This window comes from Parasphingorhabdus sp. (genome assembly GCF_059726685.1).
This window is the reverse complement of sequence record NZ_AP041068.1, coordinates 3,165,172-3,187,972: the sequence shown is the minus strand read 5'-3', so window position 1 is coordinate 3,187,972 and position 22,801 is coordinate 3,165,172. Positions and strand designations below refer to the sequence as shown.

The 22,801-nt window shown below is 54.9% G+C and carries 16 protein-coding genes; 12 read left to right on the top strand and 4 right to left on the bottom strand.

All coding sequences use genetic code 11. The annotated features are described in order from the left end of the window. Positions 1-24: 24 nt before the first annotated feature. Complete coding sequence (locus AC6I9Z_RS15680) at positions 25-786, bottom strand: hypothetical protein (protein ID WP_497811039.1); 762 nt, start codon at positions 784-786, stop codon at positions 25-27. A gap of 172 nt (positions 787-958) precedes the next feature. Here AC6I9Z_RS15680 and AC6I9Z_RS15675 point away from each other — a divergent pair, with 172 nt between their 5' ends. From AC6I9Z_RS15675 to AC6I9Z_RS15655, 5 genes are all read left to right on the top strand, one after another. Continuing rightward, complete coding sequence (locus AC6I9Z_RS15675; RefSeq protein ID WP_461456856.1) at positions 959-3,133, top strand: putative bifunctional diguanylate cyclase/phosphodiesterase; 2,175 nt, start codon at positions 959-961, stop codon at positions 3,131-3,133. A 137-nt stretch (positions 3,134-3,270) separates the two neighbouring features. Further along, on the top strand, positions 3,271-4,368 hold the full coding sequence (locus AC6I9Z_RS15670; protein ID WP_461456854.1) for a peptidoglycan DD-metalloendopeptidase family protein: 1,098 nt from the start codon (positions 3,271-3,273) through the stop codon (positions 4,366-4,368). 7 nt (positions 4,369-4,375) lie between these two features. Further along, complete coding sequence (locus tag AC6I9Z_RS15665; protein ID WP_461456853.1) at positions 4,376-5,464, top strand: potassium channel family protein; 1,089 nt, start codon at positions 4,376-4,378, stop codon at positions 5,462-5,464. A gap of 75 nt (positions 5,465-5,539) precedes the next feature. Further along, complete coding sequence (locus AC6I9Z_RS15660; protein WP_461456852.1) at positions 5,540-6,265, top strand: esterase/lipase family protein; 726 nt, start codon at positions 5,540-5,542, stop codon at positions 6,263-6,265. Positions 6,266-6,324: 59 nt separating this feature from the next. Continuing rightward, entirely contained in the window at positions 6,325-7,221 is an 897-nt protein-coding gene (locus AC6I9Z_RS15655; protein WP_461456850.1) for a phytanoyl-CoA dioxygenase family protein, read from the top strand. A gap of 39 nt (positions 7,222-7,260) precedes the next feature. Here the strand turns inward: AC6I9Z_RS15655 and AC6I9Z_RS15650 are convergent, their stop codons facing one another. Further along, entirely contained in the window at positions 7,261-7,635 is a 375-nt protein-coding gene (locus AC6I9Z_RS15650; protein WP_461456848.1) for a DUF1761 domain-containing protein, read from the bottom strand. Positions 7,636-7,774: 139 nt separating this feature from the next. Between AC6I9Z_RS15650 and rimO the strand changes: the two genes are divergently transcribed. Then, positions 7,775-9,142, top strand: a complete 1,368-nt coding sequence (gene rimO, locus AC6I9Z_RS15645) for a 30S ribosomal protein S12 methylthiotransferase RimO (RefSeq protein ID WP_461456956.1) — start codon at positions 7,775-7,777, stop codon at positions 9,140-9,142. Positions 9,143-9,173: 31 nt separating this feature from the next. On the opposite strand, the gene AC6I9Z_RS15640 is transcribed toward rimO, so the two are convergent. Continuing rightward, positions 9,174-9,689: a DUF1993 family protein gene (locus AC6I9Z_RS15640; protein ID WP_461456846.1), complete on the bottom strand. Its 516-nt coding sequence runs from the start codon at positions 9,687-9,689 to the stop codon at positions 9,174-9,176. 45 nt (positions 9,690-9,734) lie between these two features. Next, positions 9,735-10,151, bottom strand: a complete 417-nt coding sequence (locus AC6I9Z_RS15635; RefSeq protein ID WP_461456844.1) for an MAPEG family protein — start codon at positions 10,149-10,151, stop codon at positions 9,735-9,737. Between the two features lie 153 nt (positions 10,152-10,304). On the opposite strand from AC6I9Z_RS15635, the gene AC6I9Z_RS15630 reads away from it, so the two are divergent. From AC6I9Z_RS15630 to AC6I9Z_RS15605, 6 genes are all read left to right on the top strand, one after another. Next, a complete protein-coding gene (locus tag AC6I9Z_RS15630; RefSeq protein ID WP_497811036.1) occupies positions 10,305-11,198 on the top strand; it encodes a LysR family transcriptional regulator in 894 nt (297 codons plus the stop codon). Positions 11,199-11,385: 187 nt separating this feature from the next. Next, complete coding sequence (locus AC6I9Z_RS15625) at positions 11,386-12,225, top strand: GGDEF domain-containing protein (RefSeq protein WP_461456840.1); 840 nt, start codon at positions 11,386-11,388, stop codon at positions 12,223-12,225. 79 nt (positions 12,226-12,304) lie between these two features. After that, positions 12,305-15,145 carry a DNA polymerase I gene (polA, locus tag AC6I9Z_RS15620; protein ID WP_461456838.1) on the top strand — a complete coding sequence of 947 codons (2,841 nt, stop codon included), beginning with the start codon at positions 12,305-12,307 and terminating at the stop codon, positions 15,143-15,145. 22 nt (positions 15,146-15,167) lie between these two features. Further along, complete coding sequence (gene glk, locus AC6I9Z_RS15615) at positions 15,168-16,184, top strand: glucokinase (RefSeq protein ID WP_461456836.1); 1,017 nt, start codon at positions 15,168-15,170, stop codon at positions 16,182-16,184. A gap of 240 nt (positions 16,185-16,424) precedes the next feature. Then, positions 16,425-17,339 carry a LysR substrate-binding domain-containing protein gene (locus tag AC6I9Z_RS15610; protein WP_461456834.1) on the top strand — a complete coding sequence of 305 codons (915 nt, stop codon included), beginning with the start codon at positions 16,425-16,427 and terminating at the stop codon, positions 17,337-17,339. Positions 17,340-17,581: 242 nt separating this feature from the next. Next, positions 17,582-22,726 (top strand): beta strand repeat-containing protein, encoded by a 5,145-nt coding sequence (locus AC6I9Z_RS15605; RefSeq protein ID WP_461456832.1) that lies wholly within the window; start codon positions 17,582-17,584, stop codon positions 22,724-22,726. Positions 22,727-22,801: the final 75 nt, after the last annotated feature.

Here is a 22,801-nt window from a genome sequence, read left to right as displayed (position 1 = left end):
AGAATCTTCCAAAGTTCACACAAATCACACCGCTTCAGCTTCACCCTCCTCCTGCTGATAAAATCCGCTACGTTCCAGAAATCCGCTGCGATCAGCCCGCTCCCAGTCAAGCTCGCCCCACTGCTCACAGTCTGCCAGATCCAGATCAGAAACATCAATATCCTCCGGCGCCATCGCCTGTATCCGCTGGCGCCCCTGTTGCAGCTGCAGGGCATTCATCAGCTGCGCATTGGAAAGGGAGGCATGCGGCTGCTCTCCCGTCCGGCCCGCCCCGTCAATCTCGTCGACCAGCTCTGCACAATCATCGCCCTTACCTATGCCCTCCAGCAGATCATCAAACTTCTCTGCCGCTACCCGCGCCGGTTTGCCGGCAAGGTCCAACCCGTCCGCCATCTTGTCGAGCCGGGATAGCGCTGCCAGAAACAATGGCGCGCTCCAGCGTTCCCTTGTCCCCACTTCCTCGCCCTGATGCCAGACCGCTTCGCGCCAGCCATTCAGCCCCTTATCCATCAGCTCATCCTGAAAGATATCGCGCGCATGGATAATCGCGGCATCCCACGCCCGGGCAAAGGCCCGTGCATCAGGCCGCCGCCTGAGCTTGTAAGCGCTTTCCCGAGACAGTCCCGCATAGCGCGCTGCTGCCCGGACATTACCGGTCCGCGCCAGCGCCTCGAGAAACACCACCTGCCGCTCCGGCGACCAGCCATCATGGCGCGCCCGGGGCTGCGCCAGATCATCGGCGGCAGGGATGTCGGTGAAACTATCGCGTGAAGGTTGCTGTATCATGGTCATGTTCCTTTGCTTTAGAGAAACAGACAAGATAACCTATTTGGTACATTGTAGGAAAGAGGGTGAGGTGGATGAGGAAATGAGGCAGTTTTTGATGGTTTAAAGGCGTTTAAGGAAAATTTATCAGTTATCGTTATCGTTGAAACAAGTGAGTCATCTGATCAACGTAATGAAACATAAACATAACCAATTCGACATGTCACAGGCAAAAGGTCTTGATGCAGGCCAGGCAGAGAGCCTGTTCTCGCGTATTGGTCAAAGCTTTCGCAAAAGCCATCAAAATGAGCAGCGTGAAACCCAGGCCATCGACGCCGAAGAGGCAAAAAGGCTGGTCGATTGCTTCGAGACAGCCAATCTGGGCTGGTTCTGGTCCACCGATCGCAGCGGCAGATTGATATACATCTCTGTCAATACGGCTAAGGCAGTAGGCAAAGACATAAGCGAGTTGGTCGGGTCAAGCTTTGCCGACCTGTTTGAGACCAGCGAGAATGATGCAGAGCAGAATCGCTCACTTCGCTTCATCCTGACCAAGCACAGAAAGTTCGCCGATATTCCATTCAAGACCGCAGATGTGGAAGAAGATATCTGGTGGGATCTGACAGGAATACCCCAATTTGACCGGGATGGAGAGTTTGACGGTTTCGTTGGCATTGGCAAGGATGTCACAGAACGGATTTGTGCCAAACAGGAAGAAAGCAGGCTGGCACATTATGATTCGCTGACAGGTCTTTCAAATCGCGCCCTGATGTCCAAAAAACTGGATTCGACATTATCGGCCTTCAAACAGCAGAAACGCGCTTGTGCATTGTTGCAGATCGATCTCGACCGGTTCAAGCTGATCAACGATACACTAGGTCATCCGGCAGGAGATACCCTTCTGAAGAATGTGGCAGATCGGCTGATGAGACTGCTTTCTGGCCGAGGGGAAGTGGCACGGGTCGGCGGCGACGAGTTTCAGGTGCTACTTCCCGATTGGGATGACCGGGGTGAACTAAGTGACCTTGCCGATGCGATTATCTCCAGCCTGTCCCAACCCTATACGGTAGAGGGTAGCCGCTGTGTAATTGGCGCGTCTGTTGGAATTGCCATAAGCCCCTTTGATGGCCGTGTACCTGAAGACCTGATCAGAAGCGCTGACATGTCGCTTTATGCTGCAAAAGGAGCTGGTCGTGGGCGATTCAGCTTCTTTTCAGAAAAGCTTCTGGAAGCCGTTAACGAGCGAAAAATTCTGGAGGACGATCTCCGGGATGCATTGAACAGAAATGAAATCGAACTGCACTATCAACCCTTGGTCAAGTCCAAAACAGACAAGGTGTCATGCTTTGAGGCTTTGATGCGGTGGAATCATCACGAGCGAGGCTCAATATCGCCGGGTATTTTCGTGCCGATTGCTGAAGAAACGAAACTCGTGCTGGAGCTCGGTACATGGGCTATCCAGCGAGCATGTCAGGATGCAATGCTCTGGCCAGGCAAAGTGCGGGTGGCCGTTAATGTATCCCCCATTCAGTTCGCCGATCCAAGCCTGCCCAAAATTGTGGAGCAGGCGTTGAAATCTTCTGGCCTGCATCCAGACCGCCTGGAGCTGGAGATTACCGAGAGCGTATTTCTCGAGGAAACCGCCGAAACAGAGGAGATGTTCGCCAGCCTGAAGCGATTGGGCGTTCGATTGGCACTGGATGACTTTGGCACGGGTTATTCGTCACTCAGCTATTTGCAGAATGCGCCGTTCGACAAGATCAAGATTGATCAGAGTTTTGTAAGAGGCTCCAATAAACCAGGTTCTCGCAACGGTGCTATCATTGCGGCCATTGTTGCGCTCGCAGACGCGCTAAAAATGGACACGACCGCCGAGGGAATTGAAGCCCATGACGAGCTTGCATGGATAAAGAGCCTTAATGTCAGCCAAATACAGGGATATATCTACAGCAAACCTATCGTCCAGGAAGAAGTGCTGGGGCATTTTGGGTCTGGAGAATGGAAGATAGAGCCTGAAGGGCCGGCTCTGCAACGCGACGACAGGATGAGCATTTTCCGCAAGGTAAGGATTATCTTTGGTGACAGCTATGAAGCTGCAGTTGTCCGCAATCTATCCAAGAGCGGAGCCTTGATCGAAGGTTTGATCTGTTTACCTGAGCGCACCAAACTGGTTGTTGATCTGGGGGATGGACAATTGGCGGTTGCCACTGTGCGGAGAACGAACGACAACCAAATGGGCGTCGAATTTGAACAACGATTGATAAATGACGGTTTCGGGGGCCTGTGTACCCGCCGCCGTGTCTCGCCCTATCTGATCGCAGCTGCCGGATTGCCCGACGCCAAAAGCGTTCAACTAGCAATCTCCTAAATCCCCAGTCGCCGCTTGCCCCGGCTCAGAAACAGACTGTTTTACAATTGTTGTAGTCAGCAGGGCTGGTCACCAACGGAATTAATGCTAGAAAGGACCCTCTCATAGGGGTGAGAGCGAGTGAACGGGGGCGTTCTATGCGTAAGATTCTATTCCTTTTTCTGGTATTTTCCGTATCGGCCTGCATTCCGCCGGGCCGCGATTATGGCTGGCCGCAGAACCGGGCAGCAGATGGTTCTGAACCGATATTACAAACGGATGCTTCGGTTTTCAGCCAGAGCCCGGATGAAGCGCCGCCGCCAACCTGGACCGCGCAGGCTGTGACCCCCAATGCGGTGAAAGTTGAAGACAGCACATATATAGTGAAACCCGGTGACACACTTCGCGGCATAGCCAATCGTACAGGCGCAAGTTCTGAGCTTATTGCAGCAACCAACAATTTGACCGCGCCTTATATCATCAGGCCGGGTCAGAAATTGCAAATCACCGGCGGCCGTTATCACGGCGTGAGTGGCGGTGAGACCGGGATTGCCATTGCCCGAGCCTATGGCGTTCCGTGGCGGGATGTGGTGGCGCTCAACGGTTTGGAAGAGCCGTTTATCCTGCGGGTGGGGCAAAGGCTATTGCTGCCAGCAGCCACACCGATGGACCCGCAGCGCATGACGATTGAACAGCGGGCGGCGGCCTTTGATCTGGATATCGATGATATCGTAACCGGCAGTCAACCGGCGCTGGCCAGCGCGACGACCGCGGATGAGCCATCTGATTGGCGCAAAGCAATTGCGCAAAAGGAAAAACCGGCGAAAACAGCGACAAAAAAACCGGCTGCAATCATCACGCCAAATGCGTTTTCTGGCCGGTTCAACTGGCCGGTGGAAGGCAAGCTGCTCTCCAGCTTTGGCAGCAAGGGGGGTGGTAAGGTCAATGACGGTCTGAATATCGGCGTGGCCAAGGGAACGCCCATAAGAGCATCGGCAGACGGGGTGGTTGCCTATAGCGGTAATGAAATAGGCGTTTTTGGCGGCCTGATCCTGCTCAACCATGGTGGTGGCTGGGTCACAGCTTATGGCCATGCGGACAAATTAAATGTTACGCGTGGACAAAAGATCAAGGCTGGTGATATCATCGGTCTGGCTGGAGACAGCGGCTATGTACAGGAACCGCAATTGCATTTTGAAATCCGTAAAGATCGAAAGCCGGTAAACCCCGTCTCCCATCTGCCGAAGCGGACCTGATGACTCTATGGCCCGGCGCTATTCCCGTAACATCTCCGACTATTTGACGCTGCGGCGCCAGTCGAGCCTGCCGGTCTGGCTCGATATTGCCTGGCGCGTCGCATTTGTATTGGGGCTCATCGCGATGGCTGTGGCGGTCCACTGGTTTGACCGTAATGGCCTGCAAGACAGCTACGATGGCGATGTCAGCTTTCTTGATGTCGTCTATTTCACGATGATCTCAATCACGACGACTGGCTATGGGGATATCGCCCCGGTGACAGAGCGGGCGCGTATGTTTGACGCCCTGGTCGTGACTCCCATTCGCATCTTCGTTGTGCTTATATTTGTCGGCACGGCCTATAATTTTGTATTCAAAAGAACCTGGGACAATTGGCGCATGAAAATCATCCAGAATAATTTGCACGATCATATCGTGATCGCCGGTTTCGGAACCAGCGGCAAGGAAGCGGTGCAGGAACTGATCGCCCGCGGCACCAATCCGGCGGAAATCGTTGTCGTCGATCCGTTTGACGAAGCGCTGGCACAGGCCGAGAAACTGGGCTGTGCGGTGATTAATGGCGATGCGACGCGGGATGTGACGTTGATGAACGTCAAGATTTCCCGCGCGCGATCTATGATCGTTTCGGCGGGGCGTGACGATACCAGCATCCTGATTGTACTAACCGCACGCCATCTCGCCTATCATCTGCCGATCAGCGTATCGGTCCGGGCTGCAGATAATGAACTTCTCGCACGGCAGGCAGGCGCAACGACCGTGATTAATCCGGTGAGCTTTGCCGGATTGCTGCTGGCAGGCAGCTGTGAAGGCGCAAAAATATCCGACTATCTCAGCGATCTGGCGTCCGCCACCGGCCGGGTCAAACTGGTCCAGCGGCCGGTTGATGAAGATGAGGTGGGGATGGCGATGAAAGATATTGTGAAAGAGGGGCTCGGCGTCCGTATCTACCGTGACAACAACATGTACGGATTTTGGGAAGAAGAAGCCAAGAAGCTTGAGGCCGGCGATATCATTGTCGAGATTATGCCAGGTAATGGCGCTGGGAATGGTGGTTCTGGGAGCCGGGCTGCCGGGGAAGAAGCAAAAGCCGAATAGCCTGTCCATGTTGCACCTGCGAACAAACATGCTATGCAGAGATACTGATAGCTGGCGTTCTCCGGGAGAAATATAATGACACAGGCCGATGCGATACCGATGCCGACTGGCCTGCGTCCACCGAACCGGCTGGCACAATTTAGTGAACTGGCGCTGCCGCTCGACTTTGTGCGCTTTGGTTTGCAATGGCCGCGCATTGTAACAGCTCCCAAAGGTGACGGACGTCCGATCTTCCTGATACCGGGCTATGGTGGCAGCGAATTATCTATGGGACCTTTAAAAGCCTTCTTGACCGGTCTGGACTATAATGTCTCTGACTGGGGATTGGGCAGGAACCAGGGGTCGGTTAATCGCGATATCGACCGGTTTACCGCTATTGCGGAAGCACAATATAACAGCAATGACCGGCAGCCATTGACGCTAATCGGCTGGTCACTCGGCGGGATTATCGCACGCGAGGTTGCGCGGCTCTCACCCGATCTGGTTCGTGAAGTGATCACAATGGGTGCTCCGATCATTGGCGGGCCGAAATATACGACACCGGGGCAACGTTATGCGAAATCCGCGCAAATCAATCTCGATAATTTCGAAAAAGAAGTGCATGCGCGCAATAGTATCGGGTTCAGCCAGCCATTGACGGTACTCTACTCCAATCGCGACGGAATTGTTGGACCGGATATCGCCAAGGATATCTATAATCCGCAGGCGCGCAATATCAGAGTCGATGGCGGACATTTTGGTCTTGGCTTCAATCCGAAAGTGTGGCGGATTATTGCGGACACGCTTGCCGGACGAGCCTGACCGGCCACACCTTGTAACCGGACAAATTTCGGCATATCCTCCGGCGCAGGAGAGAACATATGCCGTCATTACAACACCTATCTGCAACCACCGATCCGGACAAGCTGGCGCAGGTCTTGCGCGATGATGGGGCGGCGATTGTCGAAGATGTGCTTGACGGAGCCGCGTTGGAGAAACTGAAATCGGAAATCATGCCTTATGTTGAGGCGACCGAGCCCGGCCGGGATGATTTCACCGGACGCAAGACGACGCGCACCGGCGCGCTGGTTGCGCGGTCCGAGGCGTGCCGCGATCTTGTCATGGATGACCTGATTTTGGGCGGTGCCAATGCCTTTCTGAAACCCTTTTGTGAGCGGGTGCAGCTTCACCTGACGCAGTTGATCCGCATCCAGCCGGGACAGGTCAAACAACCGCTCCACCGCGACCGGCTGGCCTGGGGCGGCTTTCTGCAGGACAGTATCGAACCGCAGTTTAATACCATCTGGGCAGTGACTGATTTTACGCAGGAAAATGGTGCGACGCAGGTTGTGCCCGGTTCGAACAACTGGGAAGCGGGGCGCGAAGCTGGGCCGGATGAAATTCAATATGCCGAGATGAAAGCGGGGTCCGTCCTCGTCTATTCGGGGTCAGTCATCCATAGCGGCGGCGCAAATAACGCCGATCATGACCGGATGGGATTGAACATTACCTATGCGCTAGGCTGGTTGCGGCAGGAAGAGAACCAGTATCTCTCTTGTCCGCCGCATATTGCCAAGGATTTCGATCCGGCGCTGCGGGACCTGCTCGGCTATTGCATGGGCAGCTATGCGCTTGGTTATTACACGCCGCCGACCGGTCCGGGTGAAAGCCCCGAAGTGGTGCCGCCGGAATTTCTGTTCTCCGGGAAGGTAACCGACTGGAGCGACGGTGACGATCTGTATGAAAGCGTCAGTCGGCGCTCCAGCGAAACGGTCTAGGGCCTATCCGAGCAAGGCGTGAACAACGCCCATGGCTGTTTAGAAAAGCAGCCAATAGCCAGCATCAATGAAGAACAGGGTCTTGCTCTTCTGCGAGAACAGATAGTTGGTGCCGATGGCTGGAACGATGAAGCCCAGTGCAACGCCAAAGGCGGTCAGCACTTTTATGGTAAAGGAAAAGTCCGTGCCATAGGTCGCGAACGTATGCGCCAAAGTCCATGAGGCGACCAGGCTGAAAGCAAAGGCGCCGCCATAGATGGCGCCCATATTACCTTCCTTTATTTCTTCTTCGGTCAAGCCGACCGCGCCCATCCATTTCTTGCCCATGATCGGCCCATACCAGATGCCTCCGACCAGAAAGCCTGCCAAGGCTGCAACGACCACAGCGATCCAGTTTACATCGAAAATATTCATTCCATCCTCCCTGATTTTATGAACAGATTGTTTTTACACCGAAATCGCCGAAAAAACCAGCTAACGGCAGGTTGGACCAAGGTACCGGGCCATTGGAGGCGTGACTCATCGGAAAATAGCAGGTAAGGGCGCTGCCATCATGGCAACCGCAATTCCCTCTCCGCCCAAAGTCGGCATGGTGTCCCTTGGCTGTCCCAAGGCGCTGGTCGATAGCGAACGCATTCTGACGCAGCTGCGCTCTGACGGCTATCAGATGTCACCGGATTATTCCGGCGCAGATGTGGTGCTGGTCAATACCTGCGGATTTCTCGACAGCGCGAAGGAAGAGTCGCTGGAAGCCATTGGTGAGGCCATGGCTGAAAATGGCCGGGTGATCGTCACTGGCTGCATGGGCAATGAAGCCGATGCGATCCGTGCGCGCTTCCCCGAAGTGCTAGCGGTAACCGGCGCGCATCAATATGAGGATGTCGTTACGGCGGTGCATGCGGCGGCTCCGGCGGCACGCGGCGCGTTTGTTGATCTGGTCCCCGATGCCGGCCTGAAACTGACACCGCGCCATTATAGCTATTTGAAGATTTCCGAAGGCTGCAACCATCGCTGTTCCTTTTGCATCATCCCGTCGCTGCGCGGCGACCTGGTCTCGCGGCGTCCCGATGCGATCCTGCGTGAAGCGGAAAAGCTTGTCGCCAACGGGACCAAAGAATTGCTGGTCATCAGCCAGGACACCTCGGCTTATGGCGTCGATATCCGGCACAAGCCGCAAATCTGGAATGGCCCGATAGGGCAGGGCCGCGAAGTGCGCGCGCATATGACCGATTTGGCGGTGGCGCTGGGTGAACTCGGCGTTTGGACCCGGCTGCATTATGTCTATCCCTATCCGCATGTGGATAAGGTCATCCCGCTGATGGCCGAGGGCAAGATGACGCCCTATCTCGACATACCGTTCCAGCATGCCGCGCCCAATGTGCTGAAACGCATGAAGCGCCCGGCCAACGAGGCGAAAGTCTTGCAGCGGGTGAAAAACTGGCGCGATATCTGCCCGGACCTCACGATCCGCTCCACATTCGTGGTCGGCTTTCCCGGGGAAACGGAAGAGGATTTTCAATATCTGCTCGACTGGCTGGAAGAAGCGCAGCTCGACCGGGTCGGCGGTTTCCGCTTTGAACCGGTGGAGGGTGCCGCGGCCAACGCGCTCGACGGCGCTGTGCCGGAAGAAGTGAAGGAAGAGCGCTATCAGCGCCTGATGGAAAAAACCGCTGCGATCAGCGCCGCGCGACTGCAAGCCAAAGTGGGCCGCACGCTGCCCGTCATCATCGATGAAATCGGTGATCCGGATGAAGATGGCGACATTGGTGCAACCGCCCGGTCACAGGCTGATGCCCCGGAAATTGACGGCAATGTCTTCCTGCGCAACGTCAGCGCTGAGGTTGCGGTTGGTGATATTATAGATGTCGAGATCGAAGACGCCGACGCCCACGATCTGTTTGGGGCACCGGTGTCAGGCTGACATCTGGGCGGATCAAGACCCGCCAAGTCATTTAGATTCCCATATAGTCCTTCTTGCCTACAGGCACGCCCTGCATGCGCAGCAGGTTGTAGGTGGTGGTGACATGGAACAACAGGTTGGGGAGGTAAAAGCTTAGGACATAGGTTTTGCCGTCGAGGTCCATGGTTTGATCCGGGCCGATCGGCATCGAAATCGTCATGGTTTCATTGCCATCGATGGTCGCGTCATCGGCCTTGGCCACAGTCGCTCCACATTCCGCAACGCGGGCGATCAGGGCGTCAAACGTCTCGCCTTCCATCGGCAGGTTGGGCAGATCGTCGGTGGCGACACCTTCCATGCGCGCTGCACCGCGGACGGCAAATTCGGTGATCATCTGCACCTGCCATTTCATTTCATGCATGTCGGGGAACAGGCGGTTTTCCATGAAGGCTTCTTCGGATGCCTCTGTCGCTTCTGCATGAGCTTTGGCTTTTTCCAAAATGTTGGTCAGTCCGCGAAAAGCCTGCGCGGTGGAGGATTTGAAGATGTGGGAAAGTTGTACAGTCATTTGATATCCTTGATGAAAGTGATGATGCCGATCGGTAATGCGTACCTACATAAGATTTAAAAGCAGAAATCCGCCAAGTGCGACAAAGCAAAGCAATGTACCAAATGCACCGATGACGCGCGCCAGAACGAAGACTTTTCCGCCTTCTGCGCCATGTGATCCGGCTTCGGTGGACAGCGCGATAGCATGTGAAAAACGCGCAATCACAAAGGCGATCGCGATGATCATGATTGTCGAAGAGGGTACTACAGTCATCTCTGCGATGGCCAGGACCGCAACAAACAGACCCGCATTTTCCGCCAGATTGCCATGGCGCCGGATTTTTCGTTCCATAACCGGATCATCGCCAACGCCCAGATTAATCCCGGCTTTGGCACGGTGTAATCCGGTCAGAACCATGAGCACGGCCTGCAGGATGATCAGCAGGCCGCCAGCATAAGCGGAAATAATCGGTACAGTCATACGGTTTCTCCCAATAGCCTTGTTATATCTTTGTTCGTTACCGGCTCAAAAATACAAAGTCCAAAAGAGTATATGCACCCTTATTGTGCAAAAATGAGCCATGCATTTGCTGTCGCTTTGCGCTAGCATTAACCTGTGGAAACGGTCGCAGGGATGGAGAGCGATTTGGATTGGGAAGACATCAAGACCTTTCGCGAAGTGAAGAGCGGCGGAACGATCCGTGCTGCCGCAAAAAGTCTGGGTGTTCATCACAGCACGGTCAGCCGGCGGATTGAGCAGCTGGAAAAATCGCTGGGCGTCACTTTATTCGAAAGGCGCCCGGAAGGTTATTTTCCGACTTCGGCCGGGGAAGATCTGGCGCAAGCAGCGGGATTATTTGCAGACAATCTGTTGACGGTTGAGCGGCATATTGCGGGGCGCGATAATGAGTTAACAGGGACCATTCGGGTAACCATGGCGGAACCATTTGCGACGTCCATGTTTGCTGCGCGCCTGCCGGAATTTTGCGATGCCTATCCCGGCCTGGAGCTGGAGATACTGACCAGCTATGACCTGCTTGATGTCGCCCGGAGAGAGGCCGATATTGCTATTCGCATGGACAATAATCCGCCCGATACTTTGGTTGGCAAGCGCCTGTTTGCCTATACGACATCGATCTATGCCCATCCCGATTATCTCGCCCGGCATGATTTTGTGAATGCGCCGGAACAGGCCCGCTGGCTCGGCTGGACAGACCGGGAAAGCCGGTTTCCGGACTGGACGCAGGACACCGAATTTGCCCGCGTGCCGGTATGGGGGAATTTCGGCAGCATAGGGCTGCAGATCGAAATGGCGAGGGCGGCGATGGGACTGGTCATGATCCCCTGCATCGCTGGTGACAATACGCCTGATCTGGTCCGGGCGACCCGACGTGACCCGACACCATCACGCGATATCTGGATACTCACCCATGATGACCTGCGTCGTACGGCCCGGGTGAAGGCATTTATGGACTTTGCCGAAATGGTTTTGCGCGACAACAAGGCAGCACTGACCGGTCAGCTTTGATTGGCTAGCTGTGATCGGCCAATTCTGATCGGCCAAATCTGATCGGGCAGTTACCAGATAAGGTAAACTGATATCTGCCTGTTAACCAGTTTTGGAGCAATTGGGCAGGAAGTCCGCCATTTTTGCGGCAGGCCTTTAACTATGAAACTGCACAGGCTCGCAATCTATGGGCTTTATCCTGTGAAGAATGAACGAAGTCATCTCGAAATTATCTCCAGCGCGGCAGATCGGTATGCTGTCGGCAACAGAAGTGTTGTCGGCCTTTGCGGTGACCGCGATTGCCTATCTGCTGATCTTCGGTGTTGATAGCAATTTCTGGAACGTCATGACCATGGCTTTCCTGATACCATGGGTGATCTGCCTTCCGGCCAATTTCTATTTTATCAACCAGCGCAAACAGCTGATCGATATGGCGGATGAGCTGAAAGTGACGCAGGAAAAGCTGCAGCAGGTGAACAAGGATTTACAGCGCAAGGCCAATATTGATGGCCTGACCGGTCTTGCCAACCGGGAATATTTCATCAAGCTGTTTGATGAGCGGCGCATGAAGTCGGTCAATAATGTCCTGATGATTATCGACGCCGATCATTTCAAGAATATCAACGACGGTTATGGTCATCCGGTCGGGGACAAGGCGCTGATCCTGATGGCATCGGTTTTCAGGCGCATCTTGCGGAAGAATGATCTGGTCGGCCGGATTGGTGGCGAGGAATTTGGCGTATTGCTGCCGGATACCTGCGAAACCGAGGGCGAGATTATCGGAGAGATGATCCGGCATGAAATTGAAAGCACATTGTTCGAGCCGCAGGAAGGTATTCCGCACCGCATTACGGTGAGCATAGGCCTGACCGGTGTGTCTTCCTATGAGGAGCGCGCCTTGCCAATGCGCAATGCCGACAGCGCGCTATTTGAAGCCAAACGGCGTGGCCGCAATCAATGCGTGCTCTATACGCACGGTATGCGGGCAAAGCCGCGGCCTTTTTACGAAGCGGGCAATAGCTCTGGCAGGATACAAATATCGGTCTGATCCGGGCTCGAAGCTTTCTGAAATCCGCTCTGCAAATTAGCGATGACGGGCACTGTCTGCGCTGCTAGTGATTGTCGCTATGACAGATACAGATTCTTCCGACCCTTCGCCGTCCGACAACGGTTCCGATAAACAAAAACATCTCTATCTGGTCGACGGTTCGGCCTATATTTTCAGGGCCTATCACCGCTTGCCGCCCCTCACCAATATTCACGGTGAACCTGTCGGTGCCGTCTATGGTTATACAACCATGCTCTGGAAACTGGCGGATGAGCTGCACAAGTCCGATGGTCCGACCCATATGGCGGTCGTGCTGGACAAGTCGTCCCAGAGCTTTCGTAACGAGCTTTACAGCGAATATAAGGCGCACCGGCCGGAACCGCCGGAAGACCTGCGCCCGCAATTTCCGATGATCCGCGATGCGACGCGGGCCTTTTCGTTGCCGCTGATCGAGGAAGAAAATGTCGAAGCCGACGATATGATCGCCAGCTACACCAAGGCGGCAGTGGCCGAAGGGTGGAAGGTCACGATTGTGTCATCCGACAAAGATCTTATGCAGTTGATCGAGCCGTTTGATGACAGCCGCGTCGATATGCTGGATACGATGAAAAATGTCCGCATGGGCAAAGCGACGGTCGAAGAAAAATTCGGCGTCGGTCCGGAAAAGCTGGGCGATGTGCTCGGCCTGATGGGCGATAGCGCAGACAATATTCCTGGCGTCCCCGGCATTGGGCCGAAAACCGCGTCAAAGCTGATCAACGAATATGGCGATATCGAAGCCGTGCTCGCTGCTGCACCGGACATGAAAAAGTCCAAGATGAAAGAGAATATTCTGGAGAATATCGAGCAGGCGCGCCTGTCACGGATACTGGTGACGTTGAAAGATGATTGCCCGCTGCCCGATAGCCTGGACAGTTTTCTGCTGCAGGATATTCCCGATGGCCCCTTGCGCGAGTTTCTGACCCATCACGGGTTTAACTCGCTGCTGAAGAAGCTCGGTGGCGGGCAGGCGGAACCGCAAAATCCCGATGTCGATGGCGGTATTGGTGACAGTGCTCCGGCAGCGGCAGCCAAACCGGTGGAAGCGCCAGCAATTGATCGCAGTGCCTATGAATGTGTGCAGGATCTAGAGACGCTCGACAAATGGATTGATCGTGCGCAGTCGAAGGGCGTGATGGCGGTTGATGTCGAGACGGATAGCCTGGAAAGCGTAACCGCGCGGGTCGTTGGTGTCTGTATGGCCACCGGACCCAATGAGGCTTGCTATATCCCGCTTGGCCACGGCAGCGGGGATATGTTTGCCGAATCTCCCAAACAAATTCCGACCGAGGAAGCGCTGTCCCGACTGAAACCGCTGCTTGAGGATGATGCGGTGCTCAAGGTTGGGCAGAACCTGAAATATGACATGACCGTGCTGGCCCAACATGACATTCAGATCACCCCGTTTGACGACACATTGGTGATGAGTTTCAATCTCGATGCCGGCCTGCACGGGCACGGCATGGATGAACTCAGCAAGCTGCATCTTGGCCATGAGTGTATCAGTTTCAAATCGCTGACCGGCACGGGCAAGAAAGCGATCACCTTCGCCGAAGTCCCGCTCGACAAGGCGACGGAATACGCGGCCGAGGATGCCGATGTCACCTTGCGCTTGTGGGAAATATTGCGCCTGCGCATGGCCCCGGAAGGCGCGACGCGCATCTATCAGATGGTCGACCGTCCGCTGGTCCCGGTCATTGCCAAGATGGAAGGAACGGGCGTGCTGGTCGATCGCGAAGAGCTGGCGCGGTTGTCGCAGAGCTTTGCCGAAAACATGGAAAGCCTTGAGAAGGAAATTCATGACCTTGCCGGAGAGCCATTTTCGATCGGCAGCCCAAAACAGCTGGGCGAAATCCTGTTCGGCAAACTCGGCCTGAAGGGCGGTAAGAAAGGCAAGAGCGGCCAATATTCAACAGATGTGACCGTGCTGGACAGACTCGCCGGCGATGGCGAACCGATAGCGCAAAAGGTTGTCGACTGGCGGCAGCTATCGAAGCTCAAATCCACCTATACTGATGCACTCCAGGAACAGATTAATGCCAAGACGGGCAGGGTGCATACAAGCTATTCCCTTAGCGGCGCACAGACAGGCCGGTTGTCGTCGACCGAACCGAACCTGCAGAATATACCGATCCGTACCGAAATCGGCCGGCAAATTCGTCAGGCTTTCGTAGCGGCATCGGGTAACGTTATTCTGGCGGCCGACTATAGCCAGATTGAGCTGCGTCTTGCCGCGCATATCGCCGATGTCGATACGCTGAAGGCTGCCTTTGCCGCCGGAGAAGATATTCATAACCGCACGGCGCAGGAATTGTTCGGCACGGTTGATCGCGACACGCGCGCGCGGGCGAAAACGATCAACTTCGCTATCCTCTACGGAATCTCTCGCTGGGGTCTTGCCAAGCGGCTGGAGGTTGATCCCGACGAGGCGCAGGATATGATCGACACCTATTTTGAACGCTTCCCCGGCATCAACCGCTATATTTCCGAGACCCTGCAGGCGGCGCGGGAAAGCGGTTATACGGAAACGCTGTTTGGTCGCAAAACCCATTTTGAACGCTTGAAATCCGCCAACCAGGCAGAACGTCAGGGCAGCGAGCGTGCGGCCATCAATGCCCCGATCCAGGGCACAAGCGCCGACATCATAAAACGGGCGATGGCACGGATGATCCCGGCCCTGGCCGAGGCGGGACTGGGTGATGTTCAAATGCTCATGCAGGTGCACGATGAACTGGTGTTCGAGCTTCCGGCCGGTGATGTGGAGGCAGCATCAGAAGTCATTCGCAAGGTGATGGCAGGGGCTGCAGAACCAGCCGTCAAACTGTCAGTGCCGCTTGATGTGGATATCGGAACCGGCAAGTCCTGGGACGAGGCGCATTGATTAATGCCGGGCAATCCCGGTGATGTTACCGGAAAATCACGGTGACTGGCCGGTTACGCCTGAAGATATTGTCGTTGCCGATATTGGCGGCACCCATGCGCGCTTCGCGATTGCCACGCTCCAGAGAGGCCAGATAATCCGGGTCGAAAACCAGATTATAATGAAAGGCGCTGACCATGCCAGTCTGGAGATGGCATGGCAGGCATATGGCGGAGAGATCGGCCGTGAACTACCCCAAGACGGAGCGATAGCTGTTGCCGCTCCCGTAAACGGGGACGCCCTTCATCTTACGAATAACAGCTGGGTGATCCGGCCCCGTTTGATCCGTGAGAAACTGAAGCTGAACCGGATCAGTCTGGTCAATGATTTCGGCGCGGTTGGCCATGCGGTTGCCCTGCTTGGCGATGATCAGTTCGGGCATATTTGCGGACCCGATAGCCCGGTCAGCGGGGAAGATTCCATTACTGTCGTTGGACCGGGTACCGGTCTTGGCGTTGCGCATGTTTTAAGAACAGGCAGCGCCTATCATATATCCGAAACAGAAGGCGGCCATATCGCTTTTGCGCCGCATGACGAACTGGAAGACCGTTTGCTCCATAATCTGCGCAAACAGCACGGGCGGGTTTCGGCAGAACGGATTGTGGCCGGCCCGGGTCTGCAGGCCATTTATCGCGTGCTGGCAGAGATTGAGGAACAAACGCCACAGCCGTTTGATGACAAGGATTTGTGGCAACTGGCCCTTGGCGGCAAAGACCCTCTGGCGGCCGCTGCTTTTGACCGGTTCTGTCTGTGTCTGGGTTCTTTTGCGGGAGACATGGCACTGGCCCACGGGTCAGGCGCTGTTGTGATTTCAGGCGGCCTGGGCAACCGGATTGCGGATCAATTGCTCGCATCGGGCTTTCGCGATCGGTTTACGGCAAAAGGGCGTTTTCAGTCCCTGATGGAACAAATTTCGGTGAAGCAGTTTTTCAATGAAGAGCCCGGATTATATGGTGCTGCTGCAGCATTTCTGAAGGAACACACTCCGCCGGTTTTGTGATGTTGAATCTTTGAGATTTTCAAGAGAAATTTCAATCAGGTATCAGACTTCTCGGTATTCATTAACTCGCCGGTTTTGTCCGGTGACCATGTTCCACCCTGTCATGCCATTGCCGATCTCGCTGCGTGGGGATGGTCAATCTGCGGTTCCGCGGATTTGCGGGCTTCGGCAAAAGATTTTCGGAAAATTGTAACTTAGTGGCCGCTCCGAGCGAAACCAGAATATCTTGGGAGAGGTCAAATGAAACTACGAGATCTGGAATATATAACCGCCATTGACAGGCATCTCAATTTCGGCAGGGCCGCGGAAGCCTGCAATGTGTCTCAGCCCGCACTGTCGGCGCAGGTCAAAAAGCTAGAAGAGCGGCTGGGCGTGGAGATTTTTGCGCGTACCAATCATAAGGTGATGGCTACGGAAGCGGGTCACCGGATTATCGAAACAGCCAGAGACATGCTGAAATCTGCGCGTCAGATCAGAGACTATGCGGCGGAATATAGGGACCCCCTATCTGTTCCTTTGAAAATCGGCATCTTCCCGACCTTGGCCCCTTTTATCGTTCCTTATGTGGCGGGAACCGTGAAGGATCTTAGCAAGGAAATGAAAATGATTTTCCGGGAAGCGCCAACCAAACAGTTGATATCGGAGCTGGAAAATCGCCGCATCGATATCGCAATGGTCAGTGGCCCGGTGGACCATCCTTCAGCCAATTTCACACCGGTATTTCGGGAAGACCTGCTGCTGGCCGTATCCAATAACCATCGCCTGGCCAATCGTGACCAGATTTCTGCCAATGAGATACCGGTTGAAGAACTGGTATTGCTGGACGAAGATCACTGCTTGCGCGAAGATACTTTGCGACTGTGCGATAGCAAGAATGTCGGCATTGACATGCCTGAGGATCTGGCCGCGACAAGCCTGCTGACGGCGACACATTATATTACCCAGGGATTTGGATCGACGTTGGTCCCGGCGCTGGCGAGAAACTTTTTGGGTGCGGCCAATCCGGATGTAAACATGGTGGCGATTGATGATCCGGGCTATGGCCGGACCATCGGTTTCCTGTCCCGGAAAGGATGTCCGCGCGAGCATATCCTTCTTGCATTATGTGACAAGATTCGTACTGACCCACCTCCCGGAGTGGCGCCAGTCATGTAAAATGACAGCCGATCCATGATTGCAAAAAACGCTGTTTCAGCCTGTCCGGGTTCCGGATGGGCCTTTCGTATTTATCTAATATAAACAGATAGTTAGATGATAATATTTGCTTATGATGGTCATCGATAGCTTATATTATACAAGCTCAATTCATCCGCATATCACACCGCTCCAGAAGGTACGGCGCTCAGAACTTGCCGTGCCGCGGGAATGTTTCCCGCAAACAGGAAGGTGTAAGAATAATGACTAATTTCCCCCTTGGTTCGACTCGTTCCGTGTCGAAGAAACTGCTTGTGGCTTCGTCCACAATTGCCATGCTGGCATCTGCGCAAGCGCATGCACAGCAAATCATCAATGATGGTGATAATATCACTGTCACCAGTGCGGCAGATGGCGAGACTATCAGCGCGGCCGCCGGTGTCACCAGCACCGTTGATGGTGCCCCCGTTGTAGTCGTCAACAATAATGACGTGACCCTGGATAATGCCGGCACCTTGCGCACCTCCGGTGTGACTCAGACGGTTCAGGTGAATGCAGGCACGACCGGTGCCATTATAAACAATGCTGCGACAGGCGTGCTTGAAGCTGATTCGCGCGTTGTCAATTTTGACGGCACAGATGCAGTGCTGAACAATGATGGTATCATTCGCGGTACTGGCAGTCAGCGCAACGGCGCAGTTTATGGCAACCGGACATCCAACAATATCGCGATCAATAACAGTGCAACCGGGTTGATCGACGCTGGTGTTGAAGGTGCCGGAATCGCAATTGAAGTTGGCGGCGGCGGTGCTCCCCGCGGTGGTTCCATAGTCAATGCCGGTACGGTTCAAGGGCGAGGACAGGCGGCCCCAACAGGCGGCACCGCCGGCGATGGCCTGCGTTTCTTTGGACCCGGATTAGCCCCTGCCTATATCTATAATGGCAATATCACCAATAGCGGTACAATCGCGTCCGAATCGACACAAGGCACGGTTGCCGGTATTCGCTTTGCCAACCGGATCGGATTTCAGGGCGTTCTGGAAAATCAGGCAGGCGGCACCATCTCCGGTGCACAAAACGGCCTGTATTTCGGCAATGATGCCGATCATAGCGGCGGCGTGGTCAACAATGCCGGGACGATCTCTTCCGACAGCCGCGCACTGAACATTGATGGCACTGGCCTGGTCATCAACAATACGGGTTCTATTCTAGGCACCGGTAATCAGCGCAATGGTACGGTCTATGCGGATAGCACTGCGCAAGACTTCGTCCTCAACAATGACGGTACAATCGATGCAGGCGCAGCCAATCAAGGCGCCGGCTTCTCAGTAGAACTTAGCGAGGCAGGTAATGCCTTCGCGATCAATAACACCGGCACCGTGCAAGGTCGCGGGCAGGCATCTGCCGGTGCGGCTGCCGCCGGTGACGGTTTGCGTTTTGAGCGTACACGTAACGCGGGTGTACTCGACGGTTCGACAACTGGACTCTTCACCGGTGATATTGTGAACTCTGGTCTGATCGACTCCGAAAGTACGCAGGGCACCGCTGCCGGTATCCGTTTTGTGAACGGAGTGTCCTTCTCAGGCACCATCGACAACCAGGCTGGTGCTACCATCTCTGGCGCGCAAAATGGGCTTTATTTTGGCAATGCGACCCCAGCGGGCGGTGGTGATTTCACCGGTGCTGTGGTCAACAACGCGGGTGTCATTTCTTCGGACAGCCGTGCGCTGAACATTGATGGCACTGGCTTGGTTATCAACAACCTCGCTGATGGACAGATCATCGGCACCAACAATCAGCGCAATGGTACCGTCTATGCTGACAGCACCGCGCAGGATTTCACATTGAACAATGATGGCCTCATTGATGCCGGTTCCGGTAATCAGGGTGCAGGTTTTTCGGTCGAACTGAGCGAAGCTGGCAATGCCTTCACGATCAATAACACTGGCACCGTGCAAGGCCGCGGCAATGCTGGCGCTGGTCTTGCGGCCGCAGGCGACGGTCTGCGCTTTGAACGCGCGCGCAATGCGGGTGTGCTGGATGGTACGTCAACGGGTCTGTTTACGGGTGATATTACCAATAGCGGCACCATCAACAGTGAAGCCGCCAATGGCACAGTCGGTGGCATCCGTTTTGTGAACGGTGTGTCCTTCTCAGGCACGATCGAAAATCAGGCCGGTGGCACCATCTCCGGTGTGCAAAACGGCCTCTATTTCGGCAATGCGACGCCAGCCGGCGGTGGTGACTTTACTGGCGCTGTCGTCAATAATGCAGGCATCATTTCGTCCGACAGCCGGGCATTGAATATTGACGGTAGCGGTTTGGTGATCAACAACCTTTCCGGCGGTCAAATCCTGGGCACAGGTAATCAGCGCAACGGTACCGTCTACGCAGATAGCACGGCGCAGGATTTTGTCCTGAACAATGATGGTACAATCGATGCCGGATTGGCCAATGAAGGTGCAGGTTTTTCGGTCGAACTGAGCGAAGCTGGCAATGCCTTCACGATCAATAATACCGGCACCGTGCAAGGCCGCGGTCAGGCATCTGCCGGTGCAGCCGCTGCCGGTGACGGCCTGCGCTTTGAACGCGCACGGGTTGCCGGACTGCTCGACGGTTCGACAACTGGTCTCTTTACCGGTGATATTGTGAACTCGGGCGTGATCAACTCCGAAAGCACGCAAGGCACGGCGGCCGGTATCCGTTTCGTGAACGGTGTGTCGTTTTCAGGCACCATCGACAACCAGGCGGGCGGTACCATCTCCGGCGCACAAAACGGCCTCTATTTCGGCAATGCGACCCCAGCGGGCGGTGGTGATTTCACCGGCGCTGTCGTCAACAACGCCGGAACCATCTCGTCCAACAGCCGGGCACTGAATATTGATGGCAGCGGTCTGGTAGTCAACAACACGGGCTCGATCCTGGGCACTAGCAATCAGCGCAATGGCACTGTCTATGCGGACAGCACGGCGCAGGATTTTGTCTTGAACAATGACGGTCTGATTGATGCAGGTGCCGCCAATCAAGGCGCTGGGTTCTCGGTAGAATTGTCTGCCGCTGGAAACGCGTTTGAGATTGATAATAGCGGAACCATTCAGGGTCGCGGCACGACCGCTGCCGGTTTGGCTGCCGCAGGTGATGGCCTTCGTTTTGAACGGGCGCGTAATGCGGGCGTTCTGGACGGCACATCAACGGGTCTGTTTACCGGCAATATTACCAATAGCGGTCTGATCGACAGTGAAGGTGACAGCGGAACGACCGCTGGTATCCGCTTTGTAAATGGCGTCAGTTTCAATGGTACCATTACAAATGCCGCTGGCGGCACCATTTCCGGTGTTCAAAATGGCCTCTATTTCGGCAATGCTACACCGGCGGGCGGCGGTGATTTTACTGGCGCTGTGGTCAACAATGCCGGAACCATCTCGTCAGGAAGCCGCGCGCTGAATATTGATGGCACTGGATTGGTGGTCAACAATAGCGGCACCATCATCGGTACCGGAGCGCAGCGTAACGGTACAGTCTATGCAGACGGCACGGCCAACAATTTTGCGTTGAACAACAGCGGTACGATTGATGCCGGTGTGGCCGGCTCCGGCGTGTCTTTCCAGCTTGGAACAGCGGATGGTGACGTACGCAGCTTTACGCTGATCAATGACGGCACGATTGCCGGTCGCGGTGATGCGCAGCCTTCAGGGGCCTCTGCCGGACTGCGTCTGTTCAATGGTGCCGGGGCAGGAACAACGGTAACGGTGGCAGATAATATCGTGAACAACGGTACTATCTCTTCTGAAACCGGTCCTGCATTGCTCATTGAGAATATCGCCTTTACCGGAAGCTTCATCAATAATGGCAGCCTGACAGGTCCGGTCGCTGTTGATGCATCGTCTGCGCTGTCTGGTTTGAACTTTGTTCAGAATGGCGGCGCCATCACGGGTGACTTCATCGGCTCGGCGCAAGCGGATAGCCTGTCCTTTGCCGGTGGAACCAGCGTTTTGGCCGGTGATATTACCGGAAATGTTGCGGTTGATGTGGCGGCACCAAGCACGGTGACGATTTCAGGCGCAAGAAGCCTGGAAGGTTCCCTTTCTGTTGAAGGCAAATTGGCCTTCGACTTGGGCACTGACAGTCTTGCGGTAGATGGCGATACCAGCTTTGCTGCAGGTAGCGTCGTAAATATCTCCACCAATCAGACCTCTGCAGAGCTGTTACTGGATGCTCCGATCAATGTTCTGACCGAAACCGGAACGTTCACGGACAATGGCGTTACAGTGAATGTCATCGATGATGATTTCCTGATCGACTATCAGGTCGACCTGGGATCAATAACGGTGACACCAACCGCCGTAGAGCTTGGCAATGTGTCTGCTGATGCGAATATCTCGGGCTTTGGATCGGCCATCACGTCGGCTGTATCCAACGGCCGCCTGCCTGATGCTGTATTTGACGGATTGAATGCCGCCACCAGCACAGCGGAATTCGAGGCAACGGCTCTCACTCTTCTGCCCGCGATTAATGATGGTGTGGCCAGAGAGATTTTCGAGACACAGCGTTTTGCCAGTAGCTTGCTGACCAATCGTTTGTCAGGTGATGAGACCGGTATCTGGGGTCAGATATTCTATCGCAACGCGGACCGCGATGCCGATAGTCTGAGCGCTCTGGGCTACGATGCCGATACCATCGGCTTCACTCTCGGTCTCGACAAGAGCATTGGTGAAACTGCCAAAGTGGGCGTTCTGCTCAACTATGCAGATATCGACATTGATGCCAACGGTCTGGCCGGTGCGCAAACTGATGTGAACAGCTATCAGATATCTGCTTATGCAGGCCTCGATTTCGGAGCGGCCTTCGTCAATGCAGAGCTGGGTTATTCTTTCAACGATGTTGAAAGCAGCCGCACGGCTGTGGGTGCACTGATCTCCGGTGAATCCGATGCAGATGGCGTGATAGCCAGCCTGTCGACCGGTTATCGGCTGGAGACAGGTAGCTTCACCCTGACACCATCAGCAGGGCTGCGTTATGCCAGCCTGTCTCAGGACAGCTTCACGGAAACCGGCGGTCTGGGTCTGACCCTCGATATCGATCGCACAGAGTTTCTGGAAGCGACGGTGGGCTTGCAACTGGCCGGCAAGGTTGATGAAACGAAAGACCTGTCGATCGTGCCATTTGCCAACATTGGCTACAGCTATGACCTGATCGGTGATGGCGTCGGCGTGAACAGCAGCTTCAATGGCGGACTGGACAGCTTCCGACTAACGGCGGGAGAATCTTCTCAGTCCCGCTTTGACCTCGGTGCTGGTCTCGACCTGGTCAACAAGAACGGGTTGAGTATCGGAGCGGAATATCGGGGGCGTTTTGCATCCGATTACCAGTCCCATTCGGGCGGAATAAAGGTTCGCTTTGCGTTCTGAGTAGAAAGTTGACCTTTCGTCCGGGAAAGCCGGCTGGTGGAAACACCAGTCGGCTTTTTTGATTGTGCAGATATC

Bases quoted from the DNA above. Each gene is read 5' to 3' on its own strand.
- AC6I9Z_RS15670 (WP_461456854.1), top strand. From the start codon at position 3,271: ATGCGTAAGATTCTATTCCTTTTTCTGGTATTTTCCGTATCGGCCTGC.
- AC6I9Z_RS15650 (WP_461456848.1), bottom strand. From the start codon at position 7,635: ATGAATATTTTCGATGTAAACTGGATCGCTGTGGTCGTTGCAGCCTTG.
- glk (WP_461456836.1), top strand. From the start codon at position 15,168: ATGTTACCGGAAAATCACGGTGACTGGCCGGTTACGCCTGAAGATATT.
- AC6I9Z_RS15625 (WP_461456840.1), top strand. From the start codon at position 11,386: ATGAACGAAGTCATCTCGAAATTATCTCCAGCGCGGCAGATCGGTATG.
- AC6I9Z_RS15640 (WP_461456846.1), bottom strand. From the start codon at position 9,689: ATGACTGTACAACTTTCCCACATCTTCAAATCCTCCACCGCGCAGGCT.
- AC6I9Z_RS15660 (WP_461456852.1), top strand. From the start codon at position 5,540: ATGACACAGGCCGATGCGATACCGATGCCGACTGGCCTGCGTCCACCG.
- AC6I9Z_RS15610 (WP_461456834.1), top strand. From the start codon at position 16,425: ATGAAACTACGAGATCTGGAATATATAACCGCCATTGACAGGCATCTC.
- AC6I9Z_RS15675 (WP_461456856.1), top strand. From the start codon at position 959: ATGAAACATAAACATAACCAATTCGACATGTCACAGGCAAAAGGTCTT.
- rimO (WP_461456956.1), top strand. From the start codon at position 7,775: ATGGCAACCGCAATTCCCTCTCCGCCCAAAGTCGGCATGGTGTCCCTT.
- polA (WP_461456838.1), top strand. From the start codon at position 12,305: ATGACAGATACAGATTCTTCCGACCCTTCGCCGTCCGACAACGGTTCC.
- AC6I9Z_RS15655 (WP_461456850.1), top strand. From the start codon at position 6,325: ATGCCGTCATTACAACACCTATCTGCAACCACCGATCCGGACAAGCTG.
- AC6I9Z_RS15680 (WP_497811039.1), bottom strand. From the start codon at position 786: ATGATACAGCAACCTTCACGCGATAGTTTCACCGACATCCCTGCCGCC.
- AC6I9Z_RS15605 (WP_461456832.1), top strand. From the start codon at position 17,582: ATGACTAATTTCCCCCTTGGTTCGACTCGTTCCGTGTCGAAGAAACTG.
- AC6I9Z_RS15630 (WP_497811036.1), top strand. From the start codon at position 10,305: ATGGAGAGCGATTTGGATTGGGAAGACATCAAGACCTTTCGCGAAGTG.
- AC6I9Z_RS15635 (WP_461456844.1), bottom strand. From the start codon at position 10,151: ATGACTGTACCGATTATTTCCGCTTATGCTGGCGGCCTGCTGATCATC.
- AC6I9Z_RS15665 (WP_461456853.1), top strand. From the start codon at position 4,376: ATGGCCCGGCGCTATTCCCGTAACATCTCCGACTATTTGACGCTGCGG.